This is a genomic window from Aeromonas sp. (genome assembly GCF_051657805.1).
In the GTDB taxonomy this organism is placed as follows: domain Bacteria; phylum Pseudomonadota; class Gammaproteobacteria; order Enterobacterales; family Aeromonadaceae; genus Aeromonas.
Genome location: NZ_JBOFLJ010000024.1, coordinates 513,993 through 539,840 on the forward strand (window position 1 = coordinate 513,993; position 25,848 = coordinate 539,840).

Sequence of the window (25,848 nt, forward strand, 5' to 3'; positions counted from 1 at the left end):
GCACTCGTAACAAGGAGTCAATTTTGCGGGAAAAAAACGGGCCTCTCGGCCCGTTGTCGTCACTCTTATTAACGCAGCACCTTGACAGTGTAGCTGCCATCGGTCTGGCGATAGAGACCGTGGATGTCGGTCTCGAAGCCCGGGTAGTGAGCCCCGATCTCGCACAGCATCTCCAGGAACTCCAGCACGGGGCGGGAGGCGGCGGTCACCATCTCACCCGGCAGTACCAGCGGCACTCCCGGCGGGTAGGGCAGTATCATGTTGGCACTGATGCGATCCACCATGTCACGCAGCGGCACCTCCTCCACGTTGCCGGCCAGCTCCTGCTGCCAGGCCAGGTGCGGGGTCATCTTCATCTCCGGCAGCACGTCGAACGCCTTGAACATCAGCTCCGGCAGACGGTACTTGCGGGTCAGCTCGTGGATGGCCTGGGCCAGGCCCTGGATGCGCATTCCCTCGTAGAAGGCGGGATCCTCGCGATAGAGCTCCGGCAGCATGCTCTTGATGGTGAGGTTGAGATCATAGCCGCGCTTGAACTCGGTCAGGGCGCGCAGCAACTGCATCGCCTTGGACTGATCGATGCCGATGGAGAACAGGAACAGCAGGTTGTAGGGACCTGTCTTCTCCACCACTATGCCGCGCTCGTCCAGGAACTTGGCCACCAGGGAGGCCGGGATGCCGCTCTCGAGCAGCTGACCATCGCGGCCCATGCCCGGGGTCAGCAGGGTGACCTTGATGGGATCCAGGTACATGTGGTCGTCGTCGATGACCTTGAAGCCGTGCCAGTCATCCTTCGGATCCAGCTTCCAGCACTCGGCGCCGTCGATGTGATCCGGCTGCCAGACGTCGAAGAACCAGCCCTCGCTCTCGGTACGCAGTCGCTTGATCTCCTTGCGGAAGGAGATGGCGCGATCGATGGAGTCCTTTATCAGGCGCTTGCCGGTGTTGCCCCGCATCATGGCGGCGGAGATCTCGGTGGAGGCCACTATGCCGTATTGCGGCGAGGTGGAGGTGTGCATCATGAAGGCTTCGTTGAAGGTCTCCTCCTCCACGTCACCCTTGATGTGGATCATCGAGGCCTGGGAGAAGGCCGCCAGCAGCTTGTGGGTGGACTGGGTCTCGTAGACCACCTTGCCCGGGATGGCGTCGCCGCTCATGCCGCACTTGCCTTCATAGATGGGGCTGAAGTTGGTGTAGGGCACCCAGGCGCTGTCGAAGTGGATATAGGGGGTGTCCAGGGTCTCTTTGATGAAACCGGTATTGTAGAGCAGGCCGTCGTAGGTGGAGTTGGTCACCACGGCGTAGCGCGGCGCCTTGGCACCCGGGGTGGCGGCAACTTTAGCGGCGATGGTCTCGCGGCTGAACTCGCTCTGGGGAATGCCCCCCAGAATGCCGTAGGCGTTGCGGGTCGGACGGAAGTAGATGGGGGTCACGTCGTTCATCATCATCAGATGGGTGAGGGACTTGTGACAGTTGCGGTCCACCAGCACTGTGCTGCCCGCCGGCGCCGAGAACATGCCGACGATCTTGTTGGCGGTGGAGGTGCCGTTGGTGACTATGTAGGAGCGATCCGCGTTGAAGGTGCGGGCGATGTACTCCTCGGCCTCCTTGTGGGGACCGGAGTGATCCAGCAGGGAGCCGAGCTCCGGCATGGAGATGGAGACGTCCGCCTTGAAGGCGTTGGGGCCGTAGAAGTCATAGAAGATGCTGCCGGCCGGGCTCATCTGGAATGCAGTGCCCCCCATGTGCCCCGGGGTACAGAAGGTGTACTTACCCTCTTCCACGTACTTGAACAGCGCCTTGGTGAAGGGAGGCAGGATGGCATCCTGATACTCGTCGGTGGCCTGGGCCATCTTGAGGCAGATGTCGTCCGCCATGCCGAGGCGGTACTCGAAGAAGTGCACGTTCAGGCGCAGGTCGGTCAGGTGAATGTCCAGGGTGGACTGGTCATTGGCGAAGGCGAAGATCGGCAGCTTCTCGTTGCGATCGTGGATCTCCTTGCACAGGCCCAGGGAATACTTGTCCCAGTCGAAGATGGCGCCGCAGACACGGGGGTTCTTCTCGATGAGCTTCAGCAGATCGGCCACGTCGACCGGGTAGACGACCTCGAAGCCCTTGCGCTCGAGGGAGGCTTGCAGCTGGCGGATGGGCTCTTCTTTGAAGAACACGCCGAGGTGGTTGAGGATGGCAATGATATTCATCTTGATGCTCCACACGTGATGGGGCGCTCTCCATCAGAGATGGTGAGTGGAGAGCGCTCGGAAAAGGGAAACGGAATTAGTGGCTGGTCTGCTCTTTGAGCAGGGAGTCGTGCTGACGCAGACCCTGTTTTTTGGCGTAGAACATCAGGATGATGAGCGACACCACGAAGGTGGCCGTGAGGTTGGAGCCCTTGGCTCCCATCAGCGCCACCAGGCAGAAGACGCAGGCGACACCGGAGAAGATCATGGCACCCAGGTTGCGGGAGGTCATGCCCTCGAAGCGGATGAGGTTAATGCTGGAGTAGAAGTAAGGCAGCATGGTCAGCAGCACAGCGTCGGTCGTCAGCACGTTGAACAGGTCGGCGGCGTGGGCGGACTGGGAGGTGAAGGCGGTCAGCACCACCATCAGCGCCGTCATCATCAGGGACGCCAGGATCAGCCCCTTTCTCGCGACACCGTTCTTGTCCACTTCGCCGTAGATCTTCGGGAAGTTGCCATCGTGAGCGGCGCGCTTGCCCGCCTCGCCCACCAGCATCATCCAGGAGCCCAGGGAGGTGAAGCAGGCCAGGGCGGTGAAGGCGGAGACGAACGGCGCGGACCAGTTGCCGAAGATGGCGGACGAGGCCATGGCGAAGGGCGCACCGGAGGCAGCTACTTCACCGGCCGGGAACATGCCGCCGATCACCTGGGTGGAGAGGATGTAGATGATGCCGGCGAGGCCTGTGCCCAGCATGGTGGCGAGCGGCACGGTGCGCTTGGGGTTCTTCACCATGCCGGAGGAGACGGCGGCGGATTCGACGCCCACGAAGGACCAGAGGCAGATCAGCACGGCGCTGATGACCGCGTGGGTGTCGGAGCCACTGGTGGTGTTCCAGTTCTGGCGATAGACGCTCACGTCGAAGTGATCCCAACCGAACACGGCGGTACCCACGACCGGCAGCAGGATCAGCACCAGGCCCAGGGTACAGAGCCGACTCACCCAGCTGCCGCCGAGCAGGTTGACGAAGGTGAAGATCCAGACTGCCGCTATGGTGGCCACGGCCGCCGGGATGGGGTCGTTGAGGATGGGGAAGAAGACGGAGAGGTAGGAGACGCCTGTGATGGCGATGGCCAGGTTGCCTATCCAGTTCGCGTGGTAGTAGAGCACACCGGTCTGGAAGCCGAACACCGGGGAGATCTCGCCGGCATAGGCGATGGGGCCCCCCTCCTGCGGGTTCTTGGTGGCGAGGCGGGCGAACACGAAGGCCAACCCCATGGCGCCCACCAGGCAGATGGCCCAGCTGAACACGGAAATTGAACCGATCGTGGCCAGGGCGGAAGGCAGCAGTGCGATACCGCTCCCCATCATGTTGCCGGCCACTACACCTGTACAGGCGATGAGGCCGATCTTCTTGCTCGTATCTAGGGACATTGAGAAGCACTCCAGGTCGATAAAAAAGTCGGTCGTCTGGCACGGGTTTGAGGCTGTGCCACCAACGAATGGCCACAGACTAGGCCTCCTCGCCCCGGAAAACATAAGGACCCGCTAAGGGATAAAACCATGAGTGAACTTTTTTGCCTCCTCCCCTGATAATCATAAAACTCATTTAAAAACAGTATCTTGACACATAAATCACTAGCCACCTTGATAAAACCTTGATAACGCCGCCGCCCTCTTGATCCCCCTGACGAGCCCCCATGAGGCGACCTTGATATTTCTCCCGAGCCCTTGATGGGGAAATGCGCGCCATCTGACCCCTTCCATCCCGGCTCCCGACCACAGCTTGACCAGACAACCCCCGTCAATACCCTGCCGACCCGCTCGTCAAGCCCGGGGGCGGCCCGCATCAAACGACACAATAGGTGCGCAAAACAGGGCTCATCAGCATACAAACGATGAAGAAGTGGCATCAGGTTCTGCCATCGATATGGCAATGGCAGAGTCGGTTGCCCCGGGAAATGGGATACATAGGGTCATCGCCTCCTGAGTGGGACGATAAGTCAGTCATGGGAGCGAGGTCATGAGCAGCCGTGAGCCCCCGGGGGCTGAGTGTGGAGTCAGCTAGCGACTGAGTGGGCAGTGAGAGCGAGAATGGGGTCGGATCAGAGTGCGGGGATGAGTGGGATGTGAGTGGGGTATGGGAGAGAGCGAAAGAGTGGATAGGGGGAAACGAGCGAAGAACAGGGCTTGGGCGACACCGGAGGGCCCCATGATCCAGGCCGCCCGCAGACGGCCTGGATCGATAAGAGGGAGCCTGGGTCACCCCCTCAGAACAGCTTCACCTTGCTCTGACCCAGGGTGTTGAACAGCACGGGCGCCAGCGTCTCCATGTTGCTGTAGAAACCGAGGCGCTGGCAGAGCAGGTAGGTCTGCTCCGTCGCCTCCATCAGGAAGGCCTGGCTGTAGGCATCCCCCGCCACATCGGGGCGACCGTCCAGCTCCGCCAGCTTGCCCCGCAGTATGTGATAGAGCACGGTGCGGCCGCGGCTGGCGGCCTGGGCCAGCAGCCGGTTCGCCTCCTCCTGCTGGCCGGCCAGTATGGCCTGCAGGGTCAGCGCCTCCCACACCCGCGCCGGCAAGACGGCGTCCCCCTGCGCCACGTTCGCCAGGTGAGCCCCTATCTGCTGCAGCCGCTCGCTCTGGGGCTGACCAGCCAGGGTGGCCAACGCCTCCCCCGCCAGATAGCGCTCCGCCAGCAGCAGCGGCTGATCCGGTTGCAACACCAGGGAGGCGTCGAGCAGCTCGACGCCTCGCTTGAGGGCCACCAGATCCTGCTTGTTGGTGTAGTAATGGGCCTCCATCAAGGCCATCAGGGCCCCGTCATCCGTGGGCCAGCCCGCACCGGGGGAGGCATCGGGCCGCTCCAGCACCCGCAAGAGATCCTGGCTGCTCGCCTGCAGCACTTCGTGCACGTTGTGGCGGCTGAGCTGGTACTGATGGCTGAACAGCACCCGATTGGTGTTGAGGTTCCGATACTCCAGATCCAGGTAGGTGCCCCCCGGCTGGCGGGAGACCCGCACGCTCAGCTCCTTGCCGGGGCGGATCCCCCCCATCAGGGCGGTGGCACCGTATTGCACCCGCAGCGGGGTGGCAGCGGCCACCTCCCCCATCAGGGCGCGGGTGATGCCGTCGGCGATGCGCACGTTCTCGTTGGTGCCGTCCATGCCGGTGTGGAAGCGAAACACCAGCAGATCGGGATCCAGCATGGAGTGCACCTGGGGGGCCGCATGCTGGTAGCTGAGCAGGCTGACGACGGTGACCAGCAGGGCCACCACGAAGAGATCGAACCCCAGCATGCGGCGGCGGCTACGGCCGTCTCTGGCGTGGGTCGAGATGGCGCGGGTCAGGGGACCGGCAGGGAAAGGCGTCAGGGTCTGTTCATCGGCGGGGGGGCTGGGATCGGCAGCCGTCGAGGTGATCTCGGGACACGCCTCCCGCTCGGGCTCCGCCATCACCACAGAGACCACCTGCAGCGGGCGCACCGGCGCCACCAGCTTGTAGCCGCGCTTGGGGACGGTGACTATGTAGTCGGCGGCGTCGTTGCGACCGTCTTTCAGGATCTTGCGCAACTCGAAGATGGATTGGGTGACCACCTGATCGGTCACCTCGGCGCCGGCCCACACCTCGTTGATCAGGGCGTCGCGGCAGAACACGGTGCCGGCGTGGCTCGCCAGAAACCGCAACAGATTGACCAGCCTGGGCTCGAGGTAGACCTCCCGCTCGGGGCGGCACAGCATGTTGTCGTCGACCCTCAGGGTCCAGTCATGGATCTCAAAAACCGATTCGCTCATGATTCACTCACTGCAGATGGAGGCTATGCACGATGAGAGTGACGCGACAGGGGCGACTGACCGGGTACAGCGAGAGGAATGGGGGCCGTCTGGCGATGGCGATTCCTGGGAGTCAGTCTGGTGAGGCCTGCCTGCGTCCGAAGAGCATCCTTGCAGGATCCCGGCCGGGGCACGGGAGAGGATCACTGTAAGCAAAACGGGAGCCAGATCCCACTTTTTTCGCCGATTAATTGGCCTAGGTTTGATCACACAGGGGGTTTGCGCTGCCACTTGCGACAAACGGCATAGGATTGACCAAAATATGAGCTTATTGCAGCATAAAAAAAAGCCCCCGGCAGTGCGGGGGCTTCCAGTCTCTGGCAAGGGGGCTTAGCAGTAGCCGTAGCCCAGCAGGCGCTGGTAGCGCTGCTCCAGCAGTTGTTCGCTGTCCAGGGGGCGCAGGGCGTCCAGATCCTGCTTGATGCGGGCCTTGAGGCTCTGAGCCATCTTCTCCACATCCCGGTGGGCGCCACCGAGGGGCTCCTGGACGATGTTGTCGATGAGTTTCAGCTCCTTCAGACGCTGGGCCGTGATGCCCATGGCATCGGCGGCAACCGGCGCCTTGTCGGCGCTCTTCCACAGGATGGAGGCGCACCCTTCCGGCGAGATGACGGAGTAGGTAGAGTACTGCAGCATGTTGACCCGATCGCCCACGCCGATGGCGAGCGCGCCGCCGGAGCCGCCTTCACCGATCACGGTGCAGACCACGGGCACGGTCAGGCCGGCCATGACTTTCAGGTTGCGGGCGATGGCCTCGGACTGGCCACGCTCCTCGGCACCCACGCCAGGGTAGGCGCCCGGGGTGTCGATGAAGGTGATGATCGGCATCTTGAAGCGCTCGGCCATCTCCATCAGGCGCAGGGCCTTGCGGTACCCTTCCGGGCGCGGCATGCCGAAGTTGCGCTTGATCTTCTCCTTGGTCTCGCGACCCTTCTGGTGACCGATGATCATCACGGGCTCGCCGTCGAGGCGGGCGATGCCGCCGACGATGGCCTTGTCATCGGCGTAGGCGCGATCCCCGGCCAGCTCGTCGAAGTCGGTGAAGATCTGCTCGATGTAGTCGAGGGTGTAGGGGCGCTGGGGATGACGCGCCATCTGGGATACCTGCCAGGCCCCCAGATCGCCGAAGATCTTCTTGGTCAGCTCTTCGTTTTTCTTCTCCAGCCGGCGAATGTCCTCGCTGAGATCCACGGCATTGTTATGCTCGCTCACATGGCGAAGTTCATCGATCTGTGCCTGCAGTTCGGCGATCGGCTGTTCAAAATCCAGAAAAAGACTCATAGGGACAATAGATCCTCTAATCAAAAACCAATTCAACCCGCTCTCGTCCAAGCAGGAGTCGCAAGTCGTCTATCAGTTGATCGGTGGGCGTCACCCGCCACTCGGTACCGAGCGTCAATCGCGCCCGGGAGCCGGGCCGACGATAGTTTACCTGAACCGGGCAGACTCCGGCACGGGCGGGTTCCAAAATCTCGCACAAACGCGGGAAAAAGCGCTCGTCAATGCGTTGTTCATCGAGGGAAATCCGGATCGCCCTGGCGAAACGCTCCCTCGCATCGTTGATATCCAGCAATTCGCGGGCCGACATTTTAAGGCCACCGGAGAAGTCATCAAAGCTGACCTGTCCAGAAACCACCAAAATACGGTCTTTTTGCATCAATTCTTCATATTTTTCCAGCGCTTCACTGAACAGGGTCACATCCAGACGGCCGGATTTGTCGTCCAGGGTGAAGATCCCCATCTTGTTGCCACGCTTGGTCACCATGCTGCGGGCCGCGATCACCAGGCCAGCCGCCGTGGTCACGGTATCCCGGGAGGTGGGATGCAGATCGCACAGCCGCCCCGAGGTGTAGCGACGCAGTTCGCCGCTGTACTGGTTGATGGGGTGACCGGTGAGGTAGAGACCCAAGGTCTCCCGCTCCCCCTCCAGCCACACCTTGTCAGGCCAGTGGGGGACGTTGGCGAACGCCTTCTTGACGTCGTCTATCTCCTCGGTGAGCACCCCGAACATGTCCACCTGGCCCACGGCCTGGGCCTTGGCGTGCTGCTCGGCGGCGCGCATCGCCTCCTCCAGGGTCGCCATCAGGGCGGCCCGGTGCGGACCGAGCCGGTCCATGGCACCGGAGAGGATGAGCTTCTCCATCACCCGCTTGTTGAGCTTCTTGATGTCGACCCGGTTGCAGAAGTCGAACAGATCCCGGAAGGGGCCGTCCTGATCCCGGGCGCTGAGGATGGCCTCGATAGGGCCTTCCCCCACCCCCTTCACCGCCCCGATGCCGTAGACGATATGGCCGTCCTCGTTCACTGAGAAGCGATAGCGGCCGGTGTTCACGTCCGGCGGTATCACGGTGAGCCCCATGCGCTGGCACTCGTCCACCAGGGTCACTATCTTGTCGGTGTTGTCCATGTCGGCGGTCATCACCGCCGCCATGAACTCCGCCGGGAAGTGGGTCTTGAGCCAGAGGGTCTGGTAGGAGACCAGCGCATAGGCGGCGGAGTGGGATTTGTTGAAGCCGTAGCCCGCAAACTTCTCCACCAGATCGAAGATCTTCATCGCCAGCTCGCCGTCGACGCCGTTCTTGACCGCCCCTTCCTCGAAACCGGCCCGCTGCTTGGCCATCTCTTCAGGCTTCTTCTTGCCCATGGCCCGGCGCAGCATGTCCGCGCCGCCCAGGGTATAGCCCGCCAGGGTCTGGGCGATCTGCATCACCTGCTCCTGGTAGAGGATGATGCCGTAGGTGGGCTCGAGTATGGGTTTGAGGCTCTCGTGCTGCCACTTCTCGTCCGGGTAGGAGATGGCTTCTTTACCGTGCTTTCGCTCGATGAAGTTGTCCACCATGCCGGACTGCAGAGGGCCCGGTCGGAACAGGGCCACCAGGGCGATCATGTCTTCGAAGCAGTCGGGCTGCAGCCGCTTGATGAGGTCCTTCATGCCGCGGGATTCGAGCTGGAACACCGCCGTGGTCTCGAACCGCTGCAACAGCGCGAACGACTTCTTGTCGTCGATGGGGATGGCGGCGATGTCGACCGGCGGCTTGCCCTCTTTGGCGAGCCGCGGGTTTATCATGCCGAGCGCCCAGTCGATGATGGTCAGGGTTCGCAGCCCCAGGAAGTCGAACTTCACCAGGCCCGCGTACTCCACGTCGTTCTTGTCGAACTGGGTGACCGGGTGGTGGCCTTCGTCATCGCAATAAAGCGGCGCGAAGTCGGTGATCTTGGTGGGGGCGATGACCACGCCACCGGCGTGCTTGCCGGCGTTACGCACCACCCCTTCCAGCCGGCGCGCCATGTCGATGAGGTCTTTCACCTCCTCGTCCTGCTCGTAGAGCTCAGGCAGCTTGGGCTCGGCCTCGAACGCCTTGGCGAGCGTCATGCCGGGATCCGGCGGAATGAGCTTGGAGATGCGGTCCACGAAGCCATAGGCGTGGCCCAGCACCCGGCCCACGTCCCGCACCACCGCCTTGGCCGCCATGCTGCCGAAGGTGATGATCTGGGACACCGCCTCCCGGCCGTACATCTCGGAGACGTGGTCGATCACCTCGTCCCGTCTGTCCATGCAGAAGTCGACGTCGAAGTCGGGCATGGAGACCCGCTCAGGGTTCAGGAAGCGTTCGAACAGCAGGTCGAATTCGAGGGGATCCAGATCGGTGATCTTGAGGGCATAGGCCACGAGCGACCCCGCCCCCGAGCCCCGGCCAGGACCGACGGGAATGCCGTTGTCCTTGGACCACTGGATAAACTCCATCACGATGAGGAAGTAGCCGGGGAAACCCATCTGGTTGATGACCTTGAGCTCGATCTCGAGACGCTCGTCGTATTCGGGGCGGCGCTCGGCCCGCACCGCGGGATCCGGGAACAGGAACTCGAGGCGCTCCTCCAGACCCTCCCTGGATTTCATCACCAGGAAGTCTTCCGTGGTCATGTCGCCGGTGGGGAAATTCGGCAGGAAGTACTCGCCGAGGCGCACCGTCACGTTGCAGCGCTTGGCGATCTCCACCGTGTTCTCCAGCGCCTCGGGAATGTCCGCGAACAGCTCCAGCATCTCCTCCTGGCTGCGCAGGTACTGCTGGGGGCTGTAGCGACGCGGACGGCGCTTGTCCATCAGGGTGTAGCCGTCGTGGATGGCGACCCGGATCTCGTGGGCGTCGAAGTCGTCGGCGTTGAGGAAGACCACCTCGTTGGTGGCCACCACGGGCACATTGAACTCGGTCGCGAGACCGACCGCCATGTGGAGGTAGACCTCCTCATCGGGCCGGCCGGTGCGCAGCAGCTCCAGATAGTAGGCGTCGGGGAAGTGGGTCTGGTAGAAGGCGAGGCACTGCTCCACCATCTGGCGGTTGCCCTTGAGCAGGAACTTGCCCACGTCCCCTTCCCGCCCACCCGAGAGCACTATGACCCCCTTGGCGTGCTCGGCGAGCCAGGCCTTGTCGATGACCGGGCGACCCTGCACATGACCGCGTTGGTAACCGCGGGAGATGAGCAGGGTGATGTTCTGGTAGCCGTCGTTGTCCATGGCCAGCAGGGTGAGACGGAACTGCTCCTCACCGAGCTCATCGCTCTGCACCCAGAAGTCCGCCCCGACGATGGGCTTGATCCCCTTGCCATGGGCGGAGCCATAGAAGCGCACCAAGCCGCACATGTTCATCTGATCGGTCAGGGCCAGGGCGGGCATGCCGTTGGCCGCCGCCGCCGAGATTATGGGGCCTATCTTCTGCAGGCCGTCCACCATGGAGAAGTCGGAATGTACCCTCAGGTGGATGAAGCGAGGGTCGGCCATTTATTCGATCCCCAGGGCGCGGCGCACCGGTTTGAAGCTCTGCCGGTATTCCGGCAAGGGGCCGCGCTCGGCCAGGATGGCGAGGTGTTCGGCGGTGGGGTAGCCCTTGTGGCGGGCGAAGCCGTATTCCGGGTGGCGGCTGTCCAGCTCGGTCATCTCGGCGTCGCGAGTCACCTTGGCGAGGATGGAGGCGGCGCTGATGGCGGCCACCAGGCTGTCTCCCTTGACCACGGCGCGGGCCTCCATGGGCAGGGCCGGGCAGCGGTTGCCATCGATGAATACCAGTTCCGGCGTGACCTTAAGCCCCGCCACCGCGCGCTGCATCGCCAGCATGGTGGCGTGCAGTATGTTGAGCTCGTCGATCTCCGCCGGGCTGGCGCGGCCGATGGAGAAGGCCAGGGCCTTCTCCTTGATTTCGCTGTACAAGGCGAGGCGCTTCTTCTCGGAGAGCTTCTTGGAGTCGGTGAGGCCTTCGATCGGGTTCGCCGGATCCAGGATCACCGCGGCGGTGACCACGTCCCCTACCAGGGGGCCACGGCCCACTTCATCAACCCCGGCCACCCGCTTGTCTTGTGGAATCTCGATTTGCATATCAAAGCCTTGAATCAAAACCGGCCCCGCAGGGCCAGTATCAGCACAACATCACGCCGGTGGCGCCTCGCCAATCTATCTGCCCAGCAGCTCGGCCACGGCCTCGGCTGCCTGCACATCCGCATTGCAGCGGATCTGCTTGTGCAGCCGGGTGAAGGTGGCGATGAGCTCGCGGTTGTCGTTGTCCAGCAGCTTGTTGACCTCCTGCACCAGATTGCAGGGGGTGCACTCGTGTTGGATGAGTTCGGGCACCAGCATCTTGTCCGCCAAGAGGTTCGGCAGGGAGACATAATCCGTCTTCACCAGCCACTGGGCCAGCCAGTAGCTGAAGGGCTTGAGCTTGTAGCCCACCACCATGGGTTTTTTCACCAGCATGGCTTCCAGCGCCGCGGTGCCCGAGGCCAGCATCACCACGTCAGCGGCGATCATGGCCTCGCGGCCCTGCTCGTCGAGGAACACCATGTTGAGATCCGGCGCCACCTCCGCCTTGATGGCGAGGAACTGCTCGCGTCGCCTTGCGTTGACCAAGGGCACGATGAAACCGAGATCCGGGCAATGTACGGTCAGCTGCTTGCACGCCTCGAGGAAGACGGGGGCCATGAAGCCCACCTCGGCGCTGCGACTGCCCGGCAGCACCGCCAGCCAGCGGCGGGAGGGGTCTATGCCCAGCTCCTTGCGCACCGCGGCCTGATCCGGCTCCAGCGGAATGGCATCGGCCATGGTGTGCCCGACGAAGCGACAGGGGGCATCGAACTTGTCGTAGAAGGCCTTCTCGAACGGCAGGAAGGCGAGCACCATGTCGGTGGCGGCCTTGATCTTGTGAATGCGGCTCTGACGCCAGGCCCAGACGGAGGGACTGACATAGTGAACCGTCTTGATACCGGCGCGGCGCAGCTTGAGCTCCACCCCGATATTGAAATCCGGTGCGTCCACGCCGATGAAGATATCGGGCGGATTGGCGATGAAGTGGCGCAGCAGTTCGCGGCGCACCTGCAGGATGCGGGGAAGACGCCCCAGCACCTCGCTGATGCCCATGACGGAGAGCTCCTCCATCTCGAACAGGGCCTTGACGCCGAGGGCCTGCATGCGCGGCCCGGCGATCCCCTCGAAGCTGGCATCGGGATAGCGGGCCTTGAGCTCGCGCACCAGGCCGGCTGCCAGGATATCGCCGGAGGTTTCTCCGGCGACGATGCCGATGCGGACGGGATCAGGCACGGATGATCCCGCGCTCGTTGTCTTTGAGGAAATCCACATAGAGCTGAACGGCAGGTTCGCTGGCCGCCATCTCCGTCAGTACCGGCAGCACCTCTTCGATGGTCTTGCCGGAGCGGAAGATCTCCTTGTAGGCGCGTTTGACCGCGGAAATCGCTTCCGGGCTGTAACCGCGACGACGCAGGCCTTCGGAATTGACCCCGAACGGCTTGGCATAGTTGCCAGCGGCCATCACGTAGGGCGGCACATCCTTGTTGAGGGCGGCGCAGCCACCGACGAAGGCGTGGGAACCGACACGGCCGAACTGATGGATGGCGGAGAGGCCACCGAAGATGACGAAGTCGCCGATCACCACGTGACCCGCCAGGGTCGCGTTGTTGGCGAAGATGCAGTTGTCACCGATGATGCAGTCGTGGGCCACGTGCACGTTGACCATGAACAGGTTGCCGCTGCCCACCTTGGTCAGGGATTGATCCTGGGTGGTACCGCGGTGCACGGTGCAGTTTTCGCGAAAGACGTTGTTGTCGCCGATCTCGAGGAAGGTACGCTCGCCGGCGTACTTCTTGTCCTGGCAATCCTCACCGATGGAGCTGTGCTGGAAGACCTTGTTGCCGCGACCGATCTTGGTCGGGCCCTTGATCAGCACATGGGAACCCACCCAGGTGTTGTCGCCGATTTCCACCTCGGCACCAATGACGGAGAAGGGGCCGATTTCAACCCCTTTGCCGATCACTGCAGACTCATGGACGATGGCGGTATCGTGAATGATGGCAGTCTGGTCGATCACGTTCGTTAAACCTCGCGTTTGGCGCACATCAGCTCGGCGGTGCAGACAACTTCACCATCAACGGTAGCAACACCGGTGAACTTGGCAATGCCGCGACGCTCTTTCAGGAACTCCACGTCCAGCACCAGCTGATCACCGGGGCCGACCGGGCGCTTGAAACGAGCGTTGTCGATGGAGGCAAAGTAATAGAGTTCGTTGGGGGACGGTTTGCCCACCATGGTAAAGGCCAGGATGCCGGTGGCTTGCGCCATGGCTTCCAGGATCAGCACACCGGGGAACACCGGCTTGGCCGGGAAATGGCCTTGAAAGATCGGCTCGTTGAAGGAGACGTTCTTGATGGCACGCAGGGTCTTGCGCTCATCGCTGATCTCGTAGTTCTCGACCTTGTCCACCATCAGGAAGGGATAACGGTGGGGCAGCAAGTCCATGATTTCCTGGATACCCAGGCTCTTCTTTTCAGTAGTCAAAACAGTACCCTATACCAATCGTGATTATTCTTGATCCAGCTTTTTCTCAAGTCGGCTCAACCGCTTGTGCATCTCTTCGATACGCATCACCCGGGCGGCGGTCTTGCGCCACTCTTTATTGGTCTGCAGGGGGATGCCGGAAGAGTAGACACCGGGCTCGGTAATGGGTCGCATCACCATGGCCATACCGGTGACGGTGGCCTGGTCGCAGATCTCCATGTGCCCGTTAAAGACGGAAGCGCCGCCAATGATACAGTATTTGCCGACCTTGAGACTACCGGCCATCACGGTGGAGCCCGCCACGGCGGTGCCGTAGCCGATCTCGACGTTGTGAGCTATCTGGCACTGGTTGTCGATGATGACGTTATCCGCGATGCGGGTATCTTCCAGCGCCCCCCGGTCAATGGTGGTACAGGCCCCGATTTCGACCCGATTGCCGATGGTCACGCCACCGAGCTGGGGGATCTTGATCCACTCGCCACGCTCGTTGGCATAACCGAAACCGTCGGCCCCGATCACGGTGCCGGCTTGCACCAGACAGTCCGTGCCCAGGGTCACGTTGTGATAGAGGGTAACGTTGGCCCACAACCGGGAGCGTGCTCCCAGTCGGGTATTCTTGCCAACGAAACAACCCGGGCCGATGCGCACATCATCCCCCAGCACGACGCCGGACTCGATGACCGCATTGGCGCCGATGGCCACTCTCTCGCCCAGTTGCACGTCCGCCGCGATGACGGCGCTCGGATGGATATCCGTGGCCGGCTGCGGTGTGGTGTCCAGCAGTTGGGCTACCCGGGCAAAGCCCACATAGGGGTCCTTGAGCACCAGGGCATTGGTGGGACAGAAGGGCAAGTCCGCCTCTGTGATGAGCACGGCCGTGGCCTTGCTCTGCTCCAGATAGTGGCGGTACTTCTTGTTGGACAGGAAGGTGATGTCACCCTCCCCGGCCTTTTCCAGTGTCGCTACCTTGCGGATTTCCTGGGTCCCATCCCCATGGACCTGGGCCCCCAGTTGCTGGGCCAGCTGTGCGAGAGTGAATGCCATCAATTAGTTGCTCTTGCTTACCTGAGAAATGACCTGGGCAGAGATGTCCATCTTGCTGGCGGCATAGGGGGCGGCATTGCGCTCCAGCACCAGATCATAACCATTGCTCTTGGCGATGGAATCGATGGCAGCCTGAACCTTGGTCAGGATCTTGTTACGCTCTTCCGCCTGACGACGGCCGTTGTCTTGCTCGAAGGCCTGGCGCTTCTGGTTGAATTCCATCTGCAGCTTGGCCAGCTTCTCCTGGTTCTGCTTCTTCTGATCGTTGCTCATGAAGGCTTCATCCTTCTTGAACTTCTCGACCAGCTTCTGGCCGTCAGACTCGAGCTTCTGCAGCTCGCGCATGCGCGGCTCGAACTCGCTCTTCAGCTTCTTGGCCACGGCGTCACGCTGGGGCAGCTTCTGGAAGACTTCGCTCATGTCGACCACGGCGATCTTGGTATCAGCCCAGGCGGAGCCCATACCGGCAGCCATCAGTGCAAGACTCAAACCAGCTACTTTCAACGCTTTCTTCACACTTACTCCTTGGTCCCTCGGTAGAGGGCTACCTGATTTACCTGATTGTGCAAGCAGTCCCAAGACCGCCTGTTGCCTGGTGAGGCACGCCCGTTGCACGCCCCATCATTGAATACCCCCACCTGGGTGGGGGAGCATCCGCGCAGCTTGTTAGAAGGTGCGACCGATGTTGAAGGAGAAGACTTCGGTATCGTCCCCCTCGTACTTCTTGAGCGGTTGTGCCAGCACGAACACCAGCGGGCCCATGGGAGAGAGCCACTGCAGGGACAGACCGGCGGACATCCGGATATTGCTGGGGTCAGAATAGTCCATCAGATAGTTACAGCCACTGAAGCAGCGGTTCTGGTAATCGCTGTAGTCGAAGGTGGTGTCCCACACGGTACCGGCATCGATGAAGAAGCTGGTCCGCAGCTGGGGCTGATAGCTCTCGGACGCGAACGGCGTCGGCACTATCATCTCGAGGGAGGCGACCGCCAGGGCGTTGCCCCCCACCGAGCTGTCGGTGCCCTGGATCACGTCGTTACCACCCAGGTTGTAGTAGTAGAGCGCCTTCGGACCGACGGTGTTGCTCTTGAAGCCGCGCAGGGTATCGAAGCCACCGGCATAGTAGTTCTCGAAGAACGGCAGCACGTGATCGTAGTCGCCGTTGCTGCCATAGCCGTTACCATAGGAGGCACGCGCCTTGGCCAGCATGACCCACTGGTGATCCGCATCAAACGGGAAATAGTGTGCGTCTTCGGCGTTGAGCTTGAAGTACTGCAGATCCATGCCCGGTACGGTCACCTTGGCGTTGACCCGCTGACGATCACCCGCGGTCGGGAACTGGCCCTTGTTGAGGGTGGAGCGGGTCCAGCCGGCGGTGACGTCGACAGTGTTGAACACCATGCGGTTGTCGCCGTCCAGGTTGGACTGGTACACCTTCCAGAACTCATCCACCTGCACATAGGGGTTGGGTTGGGACAGCTTGTTGTTCTCGTAGCCCAGGCTGAAGTCGAGGCGGTTGTTCTCGTTAACCGGGAAACCACTGGAGAGACGGAAGCCGATGGTGGTGTTCTCGTAGTCGACTATGTTGGCGTCGGCCGCGCTGAACTTGTTGTAGTAGAGGCGGCCGCCCAGGCTGACACCGTCGACGGTGAAGTAGGGATCGTTATAGCTGAGATCGATGTTCTTCGAGTAGTCGTTGGTGCTGGCGTTGATACCGATCTTCTTGCCGGTACCCATGAAGTTGTCCTGCTGCAGGCCCGCCTGCAGGCTCAGGCCCGATTCGGTGCCGTAGCCGATACCGGCGTTGATGGAACCGGCCGGTTGCTCCTTGACCTTGAAGTCCAGATCGACCTGGTCATCGCTGCCCGGCACCCGCTTGGTGTCCACTTCGGCACTCTCGAAGAAGCCGAGACGATTGAGACGGGTCTTGGACTGCTCGACGTTGTCGGAGGAGAGCCAGGTGCCTTCCATCTGGCGCATCTCGCGGCGCAGCACTTCGTCCTTGGTGGTGACGTTGCCGGTGAAGTTGATGTTGCGCACGTAGACACGGGGACCCGGCTCCACGTTGACGATGAGCTCGACCTCTTTGGTGGCGTCATTGACCTGGGGGAAGGTGGTCACCTTGGGATAGGCGTAGCCGTAACGACCGAGGAACTTGGAGAGCACCTCTTCGGTGTGGGTCACCTGGCTCGCGGAGTAGACGCTGCCGGCCTCGATCGGGATCAGCCCCTTCATCTCGCCGCCGCGATCGATGAGATCGCCCTTGATCTGCACCCCGGAGACCTTGTACTGGTCCCCTTCCTTGATGTTCAGGGTGACGTAGACCCCCTTCTTGTCCGGGGTCATGGAGACCTGGGTGGACTCCTGCTGGAAGCGGATATAGCCGCGGTCCATGTAGTAGGAGCGCAGCACCTCGATGTCGCCCGCCAGCTTCTGTTTCTGGTAGCGCTGGTCGCCGGTGAAGTTCCACCAGGGCACGTCATCCTTGAGGGAGAGCTGGGCCAGCAGCTTCTCTTCCGGGAACACCTGGTTGCCAACGATGTTGATCTGCTGGATCTTGGCTGCTTCCCCTTCCACGAAGGTGAACTTCAGATCGACCCGGTTGCGGGGCAGCGGGGTGACGATGGCCTTGACCCTGGCGGAGTACTTGCCCACGCCATAGTAGAAGTCTTCAAGCCCCTTCTCGAGGGAGCTCAGCACTGTGCGATCCAGGGGATCCCCGACCCGGATGCCGGAGGACTCCAGGCTCTGGGTCAGCTGCTCTTCCTTGATGTCCTTGTTGCCGGAGAATTCGATGCTGGAGATGGTCGGGCGTTCCTTCACCACGACTTGCAGCACCTGACCGTCACGGTAGACCTTGACGTCCTCGAAGTTGCCCGAGGCATAGAGCCGCTTGATGGCGTTGGCCAGGGCCACGGAATCGACGGAGTCACCGACCCGGACCGGCAGATTCAACAGGGCGGCGCCCAGGGTCACCCGCTGCAGACCCTCCACCTGAATGTCTTGCACCACAAAAGAGGCAGGGGCCGCCTGAGCCAGGAAGCTGGCTCCCAGCAGGCAACTCAACACCAATGCTTTTTTAACAGCCATTTTGTTCTTATGTGTCCTTGTTGATGCTCTAGCCTCAGAGGCGAGCGAAATCATTAAACAGCGCAATGCCCATCAGTAACATCAGAATGGCGGCGCCTATCCTGAACCCAACTTCCTGAATTTTTTCTGGTACCGGCTTGCCGGTGACTGCCTCGATGAGGAAGTAGACCAAATGGCCCCCATCCAGCACCGGCAGGGGGAACAGATTGATGATCCCCAGGTTGACGCTGATGAGCGCCAGGAAACCGAGGAAATAGACCAGTCCGTAATCGGCGCTGCTGCCGGCGCCCTTGGCAATGGAGATGGGGCCGCTCAGGTTATCCAGCGAGACAATGCCACCGATCAGCTTGCCAATCATGTCAAAGGTCAGCGTGATCAGGCTCCAGGTCTTCTGGAGGCCATGCCACAGGGCTTGCAAAGGCCCATACTGTAACAGAACTCGATACTCATCCGGTAATGGAACCAGTTGCGGCGACAGGCCGACGAAACCGACCAGCTCGCCTCTCACCTTCTTCGCATCCGGGGTCAGGGCCAGGGTCAGATCGCTGCCCGCCCGCTCCACCGTCACCTGCAAGGCCTGCTCGGGGGAGTGCTGCACCCGCTGGACGAACTGGGCCCATTCGGTGATCTCTTCATCCCCGACCCGCTTGATGCGATCCCCGATCTGCAGGCCCGCCTTCTCGCTGGCGCTGTCGGGGACTATGGCCTCGACCACGGGCAGTACCTTGCCGCCCAGGGGCACTATGCCGAGGCTGCCGATGGGGGATTCCTTGTCCGGATCGAAGCTCCAGCTCTCCAGCATCAGCGTCTTGTCGACGGCGTAGCTGGCGCCATCCGCCTTCACCTTGAGCTGCACGGACTTGTCGCCAAGATGGCTGATGAGGGCGTAGGTCACCGACTCCCAGTCACCGGTCGTCTCGTCACCCACGCCGACGATCTCCATGCCGGGCAGGACGCCCGCCTCAGCCACGATGGACGCCGGGCGCACCTCGCCGACCACAGGCTTGACGCTCGGCACCCCTATCATGAACATCAGCCAGAAGGCGAACAGGGCGAACACGAAGTTCGCCATGGGGCCGGCCGCGACTATGGCCATCCGCGCCCAGACACTCTTGTGGTTGAAGGCTTGCTGCTCTTCACCGGGCTTGAGCTCATCGACCCGGCCGTCCAGCATCTTCACATAGCCGCCAAGCGGGATCAGGGCCAGCACATACTCGGTGCCATCCTTGCCGATACGGCGCCAGATCGCCTTGCCAAAGCCGATGGAGAAGCGCTCGACCTTGACGCCGCAGCGACGGGCCACCCAGAAGTGGCCGAATTCATGGACGGCGACCAAGAGCCCGAGGGCGACGATAAAGGCCCCGATATTCCAGAGAACCCCGCCCATCAGTGCGGCACCCCGACATCATGGGCGCCACGGGACGCGAACGGCTGTTGCACTCCTTTCATCGAGCAAGCTCCTTAATCAGTTGCCGGGCACGGACACGGGCCACGGCGTCCAGCGCAATCAGATCGTCCAGGGAGGCGGCGGTGCTGTCACCCAGCGCCCCCATGACGGACTCGTTGACTCTGGCAATATCCATAAATCCGATCCGCTCTGCAAGAAAAGCCGCGACGCTCTCCTCATTGGCGGCGTTGAGGGAGGTCGTCGCCCCCTGCCCCTGCTGACAGGCGGCCATGGCCAACGCCAGGCAGGGATAGCGCTCGTAGTCGGGACGGATAAAGCTGAACTCTCCGACACTGAAGAAGTCCAAAGGTTCCACGCCGGACTCAATCCTGGCCGGATAAGCCAGGGCATGGGCGATGGGGGTGCACATGTCGGGGTTGCCGAGCTGGGCCAGCACGGACCCATCCTTGTACTGCACCATGGAGTGGATGACAGACTGGGGGTGGATCACCACCTGGATCTGCTCGGGGGCGGCGTTGAACAGCCAGCGCGCCTCTATGTATTCGAGCCCCTTGTTGATCATGGTGGCGGAGTCCACCGAGATCTTGGCCCCCATGGACCAGTTCGGATGGGCCACCGCCTGGGCCGGGGTGACCCGCTCCAGATCGGCGATGTCGGTATAGCGGAAGGGGCCGCCGGAGCCGGTCAGCAGTATCTTGCTGATGCCGGTCCCCGCCAGATCGCAGAAGCCGGGCTGACGCTGGATGGCCTCGGGCAGGCACTGGAAGATGGCGTTGTGTTCGCTGTCGATGGGCAGCAGGGTGGCACCAAAGTCGCGCACCGCCTCCATGAAGAAGGCCCCGGACATCACCAGTGCCTCCTTGTTGGCCAGCAGGATACGCTTGCCCGCCCGCACGGCGGCCATGGTGGGGGCCAGCCCGGCGGCGCCGACGATGGCGGCCATGACGCTGTGAGCCTCGGGGTGGGCAGCCACCTCGCACAGGGCAGCCTGACCGGACAGCACCCGGGTGGCGCTGCCGTGGGTCTTGAGCCGTTCGGCCAGCTCGTGCGCCGCGGCCTCATCCACCATGACGGCGAAACGGGGGGAGAATTCGAGACAGTCCCGCAGCATGGCATCCACGCTGCGAGCCGCCGTCAGCGCCAGCACCTGCCAGCGCCCCGGGTTCTGTCGCAGTACCTTGAGGGTGCTCTGACCGATGGAGCCGGAGGCTCCCAGGATCACCAGGTTGGACATTAGAACTCCTGACTGAGTAGCAGATAGCTGAGCAAGAAGACCGGCAGCGCCGCCGTCAGGCTGTCGATACGATCGAGGATGCCGCCGTGGCCCGGCAGCAGGGTGCCGGAATCCTTGATGCCGGCTTCGCGCTTGAACATGCTCTCGGTGAGATCACCGAGCACGGAGGCCAGCACCGCCAGCAGGGAGCAGAGCAGTACCACCCCCATCTTGGCGGGCACGAAGCCCATGAACCAGGTCACGCCGACCGCCAAGAGGCTCGCGGTAAACAGGCCGCCCAGCATGCCCTCTATGGTTTTACCCGGGCTCACCGCCGGCGCCAGCTTGTGTTTGCCGAATGCCTTGCCGAAAAAATACGCGCCAGAATCTGCCGCCCAGACCAGCCCCATGACGAACAGCAGGATCCAGGCCCCCATCATGGGGTCGTGATAGAAGTTGTAGCCACGGATGGCCACCAGGGACCAGAAGAAGGGCACCAGGGTGACCAGGCCGAACAGGGATTTGAGCCAGATGGACTTTTGCCACAGCTTGGCGCTCTGGGGATAGCGCAGGACCAGCAGCAGCCCCAGGACCCACCAGCTGACCGCGGTCCAGAGTACCCCCATCAGCAGGGGATGCAGGTGCGGGATCCAGAGTTGCTCCACCGGCACCCAGTACAGGCTGGCGCCCAGCAGCAGGCAGAATACCAGCGGCAACCACTGTTGCGGCTGGGCAGAGACGAAGGCGCTCCATTCACGGCTGGCCAGCACGAAGACCAGGGCGGCCAGCAGGGCGAAGAATTTCAATGGCAGAAAAAACAGTGCCCCCAACACCAGGGGTACTAGCAGCAATGCGGTAATAATTCGTTGTTTTAGCAAAAGAACCTCTCTCTTGGGAGCGGGATTTAGCCGGTCTGGTGCTCGGCGATCAATGCCCGTATCTGTTCACCCGTGCACCCGAAGCGACGCTCGCGGGCCACGAAGGAGGCAACCGCCTCACTGAACTCGGCCTCGTTGAAATCGGGCCACAATACCGGGGTAAAATAGAGCTCGGCATAGGCGAGCTGCCACAGCACAAAGTTGCTGATGCGATGGTCGCCACCGGTACGAATGAGCAGATCCACCGGCGGCAGATCGGCCATGCAAACCTGTCCGCCCAGCGCACACTCGTCGATCGCCTCGGCGTCCAGCTCGCCGGCCGCCACGGCACGGGCCAGCTTGCGAGCGGCCTGGGCGATGTCCCACTGGCCACCGTAGTTGGCGGCGATGTTCAGGGTCAGCCCCTGATTGGCGGCGGTCAACGCCTCCGCCTTGGCGATCTTGGCCTGCAGCCGTTCGCTGAATCGAGCAGTATCACCGATCACCTTGAGCCGGATGCCGTTGCTGTGCAACTTGTTCACCTCGCGGCCCAGCACCGTCATGAACAGCTCCATCAGGGCATTCACTTCCCCTTCCGGACGGCGCCAGTTCTCGCTGGAGAACGCAAACAGCGTCAACGCCTCCATCTGAGCGCGGGCGGCGAAGGTCACGGCTTCACGGACGGACTTCACGCCGGCCTTGTGACCCGATACCCGCATCTTGCCACGGTTCTGAGCCCAGCGGCCGTTACCATCCATGATGATGGCAACGTGACGAGGCAAGGACGAGCTGGCGCTATCGCCCAGCGCTGCCAAAAGCGACATTCATTTCTCCCACAAAGACAAAAGCGCCGTGCAGGGGCACTACACGGCGCTCGTAATATACCTGTCGGAGGCTTAGATTTCCATTAGCTCCTTTTCCTTCGCAGCCAGCGCTTCGTCTACCAGCTTGATGAAGGAATCGGTCAGCTTCTGGATCTCTTCTTGGGCACGACGGTCGTCGTCTTCGGAGATCTCTTTGTCCTTGAGCAGGGACTTGAAGTCGGCGTTGGCATCACGACGGATGTTGCGCACCGCAACCCGGGCACCTTCCGCTTCGGCGCGGACGATCTTGGTCAGATCGCGGCGACGCTCTTCGGTCAGCGGCGGCAGGGGCACGCGCAGGGTCTGACCGTTGCTGGAGGGGTTCAGGCCCAGATCGGAGGTCAGGATGGCTTTTTCCACCGCCTGGATCATGGAACGATCGAAGATGGAGATGGAGAGCGTGCGGGCATCTTCCGCCACGACGTTGGCCAACTGTTTCAGAGGAGTGGCGGCACCGTAATACTCTACCTGGATGCCGTCGAGCAGGCTCGGATGAGCGCGGCCGGTACGGATCTTGGACATCTGGGTTTTGAGCGATTCCACGCTCTTGGCCATACGGTCCTTGGCGTCGTTTTTAATCTCGTTGATCACAGTGTTTTCCTTTTGGCGAACGAGCCGGCACGCGGCTCGTGTCTATCTTATTGACTGGCGTAATGGATAAGCACGCCTAATGACCCAGGTTATCTTGTCAGCTGGCGTCATGAGCCAGTGCATATGGTTGCCCACTCTAACCCGATTGGCCAGCCAGGGATAAGAATGTCCGATGACTGACGCTATCTTATTTGCTTGCCTGATGGATCAGGGTGCCTTCCGGCTCTCCCATGATGACACGGCGCAGGGCGCCCGGCTTGTTCATGTTGAACACCCGGATCGGCAGATCGTGGTCACGGGCCAGGGTAAAGGCAGCAAGATCCATTACCTTGAGTTCTTTTTCAAGAACTTCATCATAACTCAGTTCGTGATACAGCACGGCATCCGGATTCTTGACCGGATCGTCGGTAAACACGCCATCGACCTTGGTAGCCTTGAGCACCACGTCGGCTTCGATCTCGATGCCGCGCAGGCAGGCTGCAGAGTCGGTGGTGAAGAAGGGGTTGCCGGTACCGGCGGAGAAGATCACCACCTTGCCGGCACGCAGTTGGCTGATCGCCTCGGCCCAGCTGTAGGAGTCGCAGACCCCTTGCAGGGAGATGGCCGACATCAGGCGGGCATTCACATAAGCACGATGCAGGGCATCACGCATGGCCAGGCCGTTCATGACGGTCGCCAGCATGCCCATGTGGTCACCCACCACGCGGTTCATGCCCGCCTTGGCAAGACCGGCGCCACGGAACAGGTTGCCGCCACCGATGACCAGACCAACCTGAACACCCAGCTCAACCAGCTCTTTGATCTCTTGGGCCATCCGCTCCAGCACCGCCGGATCAATGCCGAAACCCTCGGATCCTTGCAGGGCTTCACCACTCAACTTCAGAAGAACACGTCTGTATGCAGGCTTGGGATTGGTACTCATGTCACTGATTCCTGGTCATATAAAGACCGCGACATAAGTCGCGGTCTGGGGAAACGGAAAAACCGGTTCGATTAGGCCTTCTGAGCGGCCGCGATCTGGGCTGCCACTTCAGCAGCGAAGTCGGTCTCTTGCTTCTCGATGCCTTCGCCCACTTCGAAACGGGTGAAGGAAACAACGTCGGCGCCTTCTTTCTTCAGCAGCTCGGCAACGGTCATGGAAGGATCTTTCACGAACGGCTGACCAGTCAGGGAAACCTCACCGGTGAACTTCTTCATGCGGCCTTCAACCATCTTCTCGGCGATGTCTTTCGGCTTGCCGGAGTTGATGGCGATGTCGATCTGGATTTCGCGCTCTTTGGCAACGACTTCGGCAGACACGTCTTCCGGCTTGACGAATTGCGGGCTGTTGGCAGCAACGTGCATGGCCAGATCTTTGGCCAGCTCGTCGGAACCACCGGCCAGCTTGGTGATAACACCGATGCGGGAACCGTGTACATAAGTACCCAGGTTGTCGCCTTCAACCAGCATCACGCGACGCAGGTTCATGTTCTCACCGATCTTGGCGATCAGGTTGGTGATGGTCAGTTCGACGGACTCACCGTTACCGAAGTCGGCAGCCTTCAGGGCGTCGATGTCGGCAATCTTCTGGGTAGCAGCGATCTCGACGATCTTCTGACCCATGGCCAGGAAACCGGCATCCTTGGAAACGAAGTCGGTCTCGCAGTTCAGCTCGATCATGACGGCAACGTTGCCTTCGGTACGGGCGAAGATCACGCCTTCAGCGGCGATACGGCCAGCTTTCTTGGCGGCCTTGGCCTGACCGGATTTACGCATGTTCTCGATGGCCAGCTCGATATCACCAGCGGCCTCTTCCAGCGCTTTTTTGCAGTCCATCATGCCAGCGGCGGTACGCTCGCGCAGTTCTTTTACCAGGGCGGCGGTAATGTTTGCCATGTCCAGTATCCTCGGTCTTGAATTGACAAGAAACAGGGGCCACAAGGGCCCCTGCTAACCAATTACATCAGCTTGGTTAATAAGGGCTTTTCAGTCCTTATCAATTACTCAGCTTCAACGAAGCCATCTTGTTCGGCTTGAACAACGATGTCCTGAGCGCGAGCTTCCAGTACGGTGTCAGCGGCAGCATTCAGGTACAGCTGTACGGCACGGATAGCATCGTCGTTACCCGGGATGACGTAATCAACGCCGTCCGGGTTGGAGTTGGTATCAACGATGGAAACTACCGGGATACCCAGGTTGTTGGCTTCTTTGATAGCGATGTGCTCGTGGTCGGCATCGACAACGAACAGAACGTCAGGCAGACCGCCCATGTTCTTGATACCACCCAGGCTCTTCTCCAGCTTTTCCATTTCGCGAGTACGCATCAGCGCCTCTTTCTTGGTCAGCTTGTCGAAGGTACCGTCTTGGCTCTGGGTTTCCAGATCTTTCAGGCGCTTGATGGACTGACGAACGGTTTTCCAGTTGGTCAGCATGCCGCCCAGCCAGCGGTGGTTAACATAGAACTGGTCGCAACGCTCAGCGGCTTCTTTAACGGCTTCAGACGCGGCACGCTTGGTACCTACGAACAGTACCTTGCCTTTCTTGGCAGCTACGGAGCTGATGAAGTTCATGGCATCGTCAAACATCGGAACGGTTTTTTCCAGGTTGATGATGTGAACCTTGCTGCGGGCGCCGAAGATGTAGGACTTCATTTTCGGGTTCCAGTAACGAGTCTGGTGACCGAAGTGGACGCCGGCTTGCAGCATGTCGCGCATAGAAACTTTAGCCATTTTATACCTCTGTATTGGGGTTAGGCCTCCACACATCCCATGTAACCGACCCCAGAGGGGCACCCCGGTACAGGTGTCGATGTGTGTGTGTTGTTTAAGTAAGGGTGATGGAGCGAGGAACAAGTTCCCCATTCCGGCGCGCTTTATACCATAAGTTTGTCCCGGATACCACCGGCCGGCTGCCTAAAAATCCCCCCTCCCGAGCCGGGGTGCGACCGCTGGCTGACGC

Annotated in this window: 20 protein-coding genes; all 20 read right to left on the bottom strand. The window is 61.4% G+C overall.

Annotation, left to right across the window (positions count from 1 at the left end; genetic code table 11):
- Nucleotides 1-68: 68 nt before the first annotated feature.
- Nucleotides 69-2,201, bottom strand: a complete 2,133-nt coding sequence (locus ACRCYW_RS11405) for a lysine decarboxylase CadA (protein ID WP_438550212.1) — start codon at nt 2,199-2,201, stop codon at nt 69-71.
- Between the two features lie 76 nt (nt 2,202-2,277).
- Nucleotides 2,278-3,612, bottom strand: coding sequence for a cadaverine/lysine antiporter (cadB, locus tag ACRCYW_RS11410; RefSeq protein ID WP_438550213.1), 1,335 nt, complete (start codon nt 3,610-3,612; stop codon nt 2,278-2,280).
- An 836-nt stretch (nt 3,613-4,448) separates the two neighbouring features.
- Nucleotides 4,449-5,972: a lysine decarboxylation/transport transcriptional activator CadC gene (cadC, locus tag ACRCYW_RS11415; RefSeq protein WP_438550214.1), complete on the bottom strand. Its 1,524-nt coding sequence runs from the start codon at nt 5,970-5,972 to the stop codon at nt 4,449-4,451.
- A gap of 369 nt (nt 5,973-6,341) precedes the next feature.
- The gene (accA, locus tag ACRCYW_RS11420; protein ID WP_438550215.1) at nt 6,342-7,292 is read right to left on the bottom strand and encodes an acetyl-CoA carboxylase carboxyl transferase subunit alpha; all 951 of its coding nucleotides are present in this window, start codon (nt 7,290-7,292) and stop codon (nt 6,342-6,344) included.
- Between the two features lie 16 nt (nt 7,293-7,308).
- A complete protein-coding gene (gene dnaE / locus ACRCYW_RS11425) occupies nt 7,309-10,788 on the bottom strand; it encodes a DNA polymerase III subunit alpha (RefSeq protein WP_438550216.1) in 3,480 nt (1,159 codons plus the stop codon).
- Nucleotides 10,789-11,379 (bottom strand): ribonuclease HII, encoded by a 591-nt coding sequence (gene rnhB / locus ACRCYW_RS11430; protein ID WP_438550217.1) that lies wholly within the window; start codon nt 11,377-11,379, stop codon nt 10,789-10,791. It abuts the gene before it with no gap.
- Nucleotides 11,380-11,454: 75 nt separating this feature from the next.
- A complete protein-coding gene (gene lpxB / locus ACRCYW_RS11435; protein ID WP_438550218.1) occupies nt 11,455-12,594 on the bottom strand; it encodes a lipid-A-disaccharide synthase in 1,140 nt (379 codons plus the stop codon).
- Nucleotides 12,587-13,378: an acyl-ACP--UDP-N-acetylglucosamine O-acyltransferase gene (lpxA, locus tag ACRCYW_RS11440; RefSeq protein ID WP_438550219.1), complete on the bottom strand. Its 792-nt coding sequence runs from the start codon at nt 13,376-13,378 to the stop codon at nt 12,587-12,589. The genes lpxB and lpxA overlap by 8 nt, the downstream gene beginning before the upstream one ends.
- A gap of 5 nt (nt 13,379-13,383) precedes the next feature.
- Complete coding sequence (gene fabZ / locus ACRCYW_RS11445) at nt 13,384-13,845, bottom strand: 3-hydroxyacyl-ACP dehydratase FabZ (protein WP_010673414.1); 462 nt, start codon at nt 13,843-13,845, stop codon at nt 13,384-13,386.
- A gap of 24 nt (nt 13,846-13,869) precedes the next feature.
- The gene (lpxD, locus tag ACRCYW_RS11450) at nt 13,870-14,889 is read right to left on the bottom strand and encodes a UDP-3-O-(3-hydroxymyristoyl)glucosamine N-acyltransferase (RefSeq protein WP_438550220.1); all 1,020 of its coding nucleotides are present in this window, start codon (nt 14,887-14,889) and stop codon (nt 13,870-13,872) included.
- Nucleotides 14,890-14,892: 3 nt separating this feature from the next.
- Nucleotides 14,893-15,405, bottom strand: coding sequence for an OmpH family outer membrane protein (locus ACRCYW_RS11455; protein WP_438550221.1), 513 nt, complete (start codon nt 15,403-15,405; stop codon nt 14,893-14,895).
- A 150-nt stretch (nt 15,406-15,555) separates the two neighbouring features.
- Nucleotides 15,556-17,979, bottom strand: coding sequence for an outer membrane protein assembly factor BamA (bamA, locus tag ACRCYW_RS11460; protein WP_438550222.1), 2,424 nt, complete (start codon nt 17,977-17,979; stop codon nt 15,556-15,558).
- A gap of 34 nt (nt 17,980-18,013) precedes the next feature.
- A complete protein-coding gene (gene rseP, locus ACRCYW_RS11465) occupies nt 18,014-19,366 on the bottom strand; it encodes a sigma E protease regulator RseP (protein ID WP_438550223.1) in 1,353 nt (450 codons plus the stop codon).
- A 58-nt stretch (nt 19,367-19,424) separates the two neighbouring features.
- Nucleotides 19,425-20,621 carry a 1-deoxy-D-xylulose-5-phosphate reductoisomerase gene (gene ispC / locus ACRCYW_RS11470; protein ID WP_438550224.1) on the bottom strand — a complete coding sequence of 399 codons (1,197 nt, stop codon included), beginning with the start codon at nt 20,619-20,621 and terminating at the stop codon, nt 19,425-19,427.
- Nucleotides 20,621-21,478 carry a phosphatidate cytidylyltransferase gene (locus tag ACRCYW_RS11475; RefSeq protein WP_438550225.1) on the bottom strand — a complete coding sequence of 286 codons (858 nt, stop codon included), beginning with the start codon at nt 21,476-21,478 and terminating at the stop codon, nt 20,621-20,623. The genes ispC and ACRCYW_RS11475 overlap by 1 nt, the downstream gene beginning before the upstream one ends.
- A 26-nt stretch (nt 21,479-21,504) precedes the next feature.
- Nucleotides 21,505-22,281, bottom strand: coding sequence for a polyprenyl diphosphate synthase (gene uppS, locus ACRCYW_RS11480; RefSeq protein WP_438550226.1), 777 nt, complete (start codon nt 22,279-22,281; stop codon nt 21,505-21,507).
- A gap of 72 nt (nt 22,282-22,353) precedes the next feature.
- Complete coding sequence (frr, locus tag ACRCYW_RS11485) at nt 22,354-22,911, bottom strand: ribosome recycling factor (RefSeq protein WP_438550227.1); 558 nt, start codon at nt 22,909-22,911, stop codon at nt 22,354-22,356.
- Nucleotides 22,912-23,098: 187 nt separating this feature from the next.
- Entirely contained in the window at nt 23,099-23,833 is a 735-nt protein-coding gene (pyrH, locus tag ACRCYW_RS11490) for a UMP kinase (protein WP_349921360.1), read from the bottom strand.
- A 71-nt stretch (nt 23,834-23,904) separates the two neighbouring features.
- Nucleotides 23,905-24,786 carry a translation elongation factor Ts gene (tsf, locus tag ACRCYW_RS11495; protein ID WP_438550228.1) on the bottom strand — a complete coding sequence of 294 codons (882 nt, stop codon included), beginning with the start codon at nt 24,784-24,786 and terminating at the stop codon, nt 23,905-23,907.
- A 104-nt stretch (nt 24,787-24,890) separates the two neighbouring features.
- On the bottom strand, nt 24,891-25,619 hold the full coding sequence (gene rpsB, locus ACRCYW_RS11500) for a 30S ribosomal protein S2 (RefSeq protein WP_005303470.1): 729 nt from the start codon (nt 25,617-25,619) through the stop codon (nt 24,891-24,893).
- Nucleotides 25,620-25,848 lie beyond the last annotated feature (229 nt).

Bases quoted from the DNA above. Each gene is read 5' to 3' on its own strand.
- dnaE (WP_438550216.1), bottom strand. From the start codon at position 10,788: ATGGCCGACCCTCGCTTCATCCACCTGAGGGTACATTCCGACTTCTCC.
- ACRCYW_RS11405 (WP_438550212.1), bottom strand. From the start codon at position 2,201: ATGAATATCATTGCCATCCTCAACCACCTCGGCGTGTTCTTCAAAGAA.
- cadC (WP_438550214.1), bottom strand. From the start codon at position 5,972: ATGAGCGAATCGGTTTTTGAGATCCATGACTGGACCCTGAGGGTCGAC.
- accA (WP_438550215.1), bottom strand. From the start codon at position 7,292: ATGAGTCTTTTTCTGGATTTTGAACAGCCGATCGCCGAACTGCAGGCA.
- cadB (WP_438550213.1), bottom strand. From the start codon at position 3,612: ATGTCCCTAGATACGAGCAAGAAGATCGGCCTCATCGCCTGTACAGGT.
- lpxD (WP_438550220.1), bottom strand. From the start codon at position 14,889: ATGGCATTCACTCTCGCACAGCTGGCCCAGCAACTGGGGGCCCAGGTC.
- ispC (WP_438550224.1), bottom strand. From the start codon at position 20,621: ATGTCCAACCTGGTGATCCTGGGAGCCTCCGGCTCCATCGGTCAGAGC.
- rnhB (WP_438550217.1), bottom strand. From the start codon at position 11,379: ATGCAAATCGAGATTCCACAAGACAAGCGGGTGGCCGGGGTTGATGAA.
- bamA (WP_438550222.1), bottom strand. From the start codon at position 17,979: ATGGCTGTTAAAAAAGCATTGGTGTTGAGTTGCCTGCTGGGAGCCAGC.
- pyrH (WP_349921360.1), bottom strand. From the start codon at position 23,833: ATGAGTACCAATCCCAAGCCTGCATACAGACGTGTTCTTCTGAAGTTG.
- uppS (WP_438550226.1), bottom strand. From the start codon at position 22,281: ATGTCGCTTTTGGCAGCGCTGGGCGATAGCGCCAGCTCGTCCTTGCCT.
- rpsB (WP_005303470.1), bottom strand. From the start codon at position 25,619: ATGGCTAAAGTTTCTATGCGCGACATGCTGCAAGCCGGCGTCCACTTC.
- tsf (WP_438550228.1), bottom strand. From the start codon at position 24,786: ATGGCAAACATTACCGCCGCCCTGGTAAAAGAACTGCGCGAGCGTACC.
- rseP (WP_438550223.1), bottom strand. From the start codon at position 19,366: ATGGGCGGGGTTCTCTGGAATATCGGGGCCTTTATCGTCGCCCTCGGG.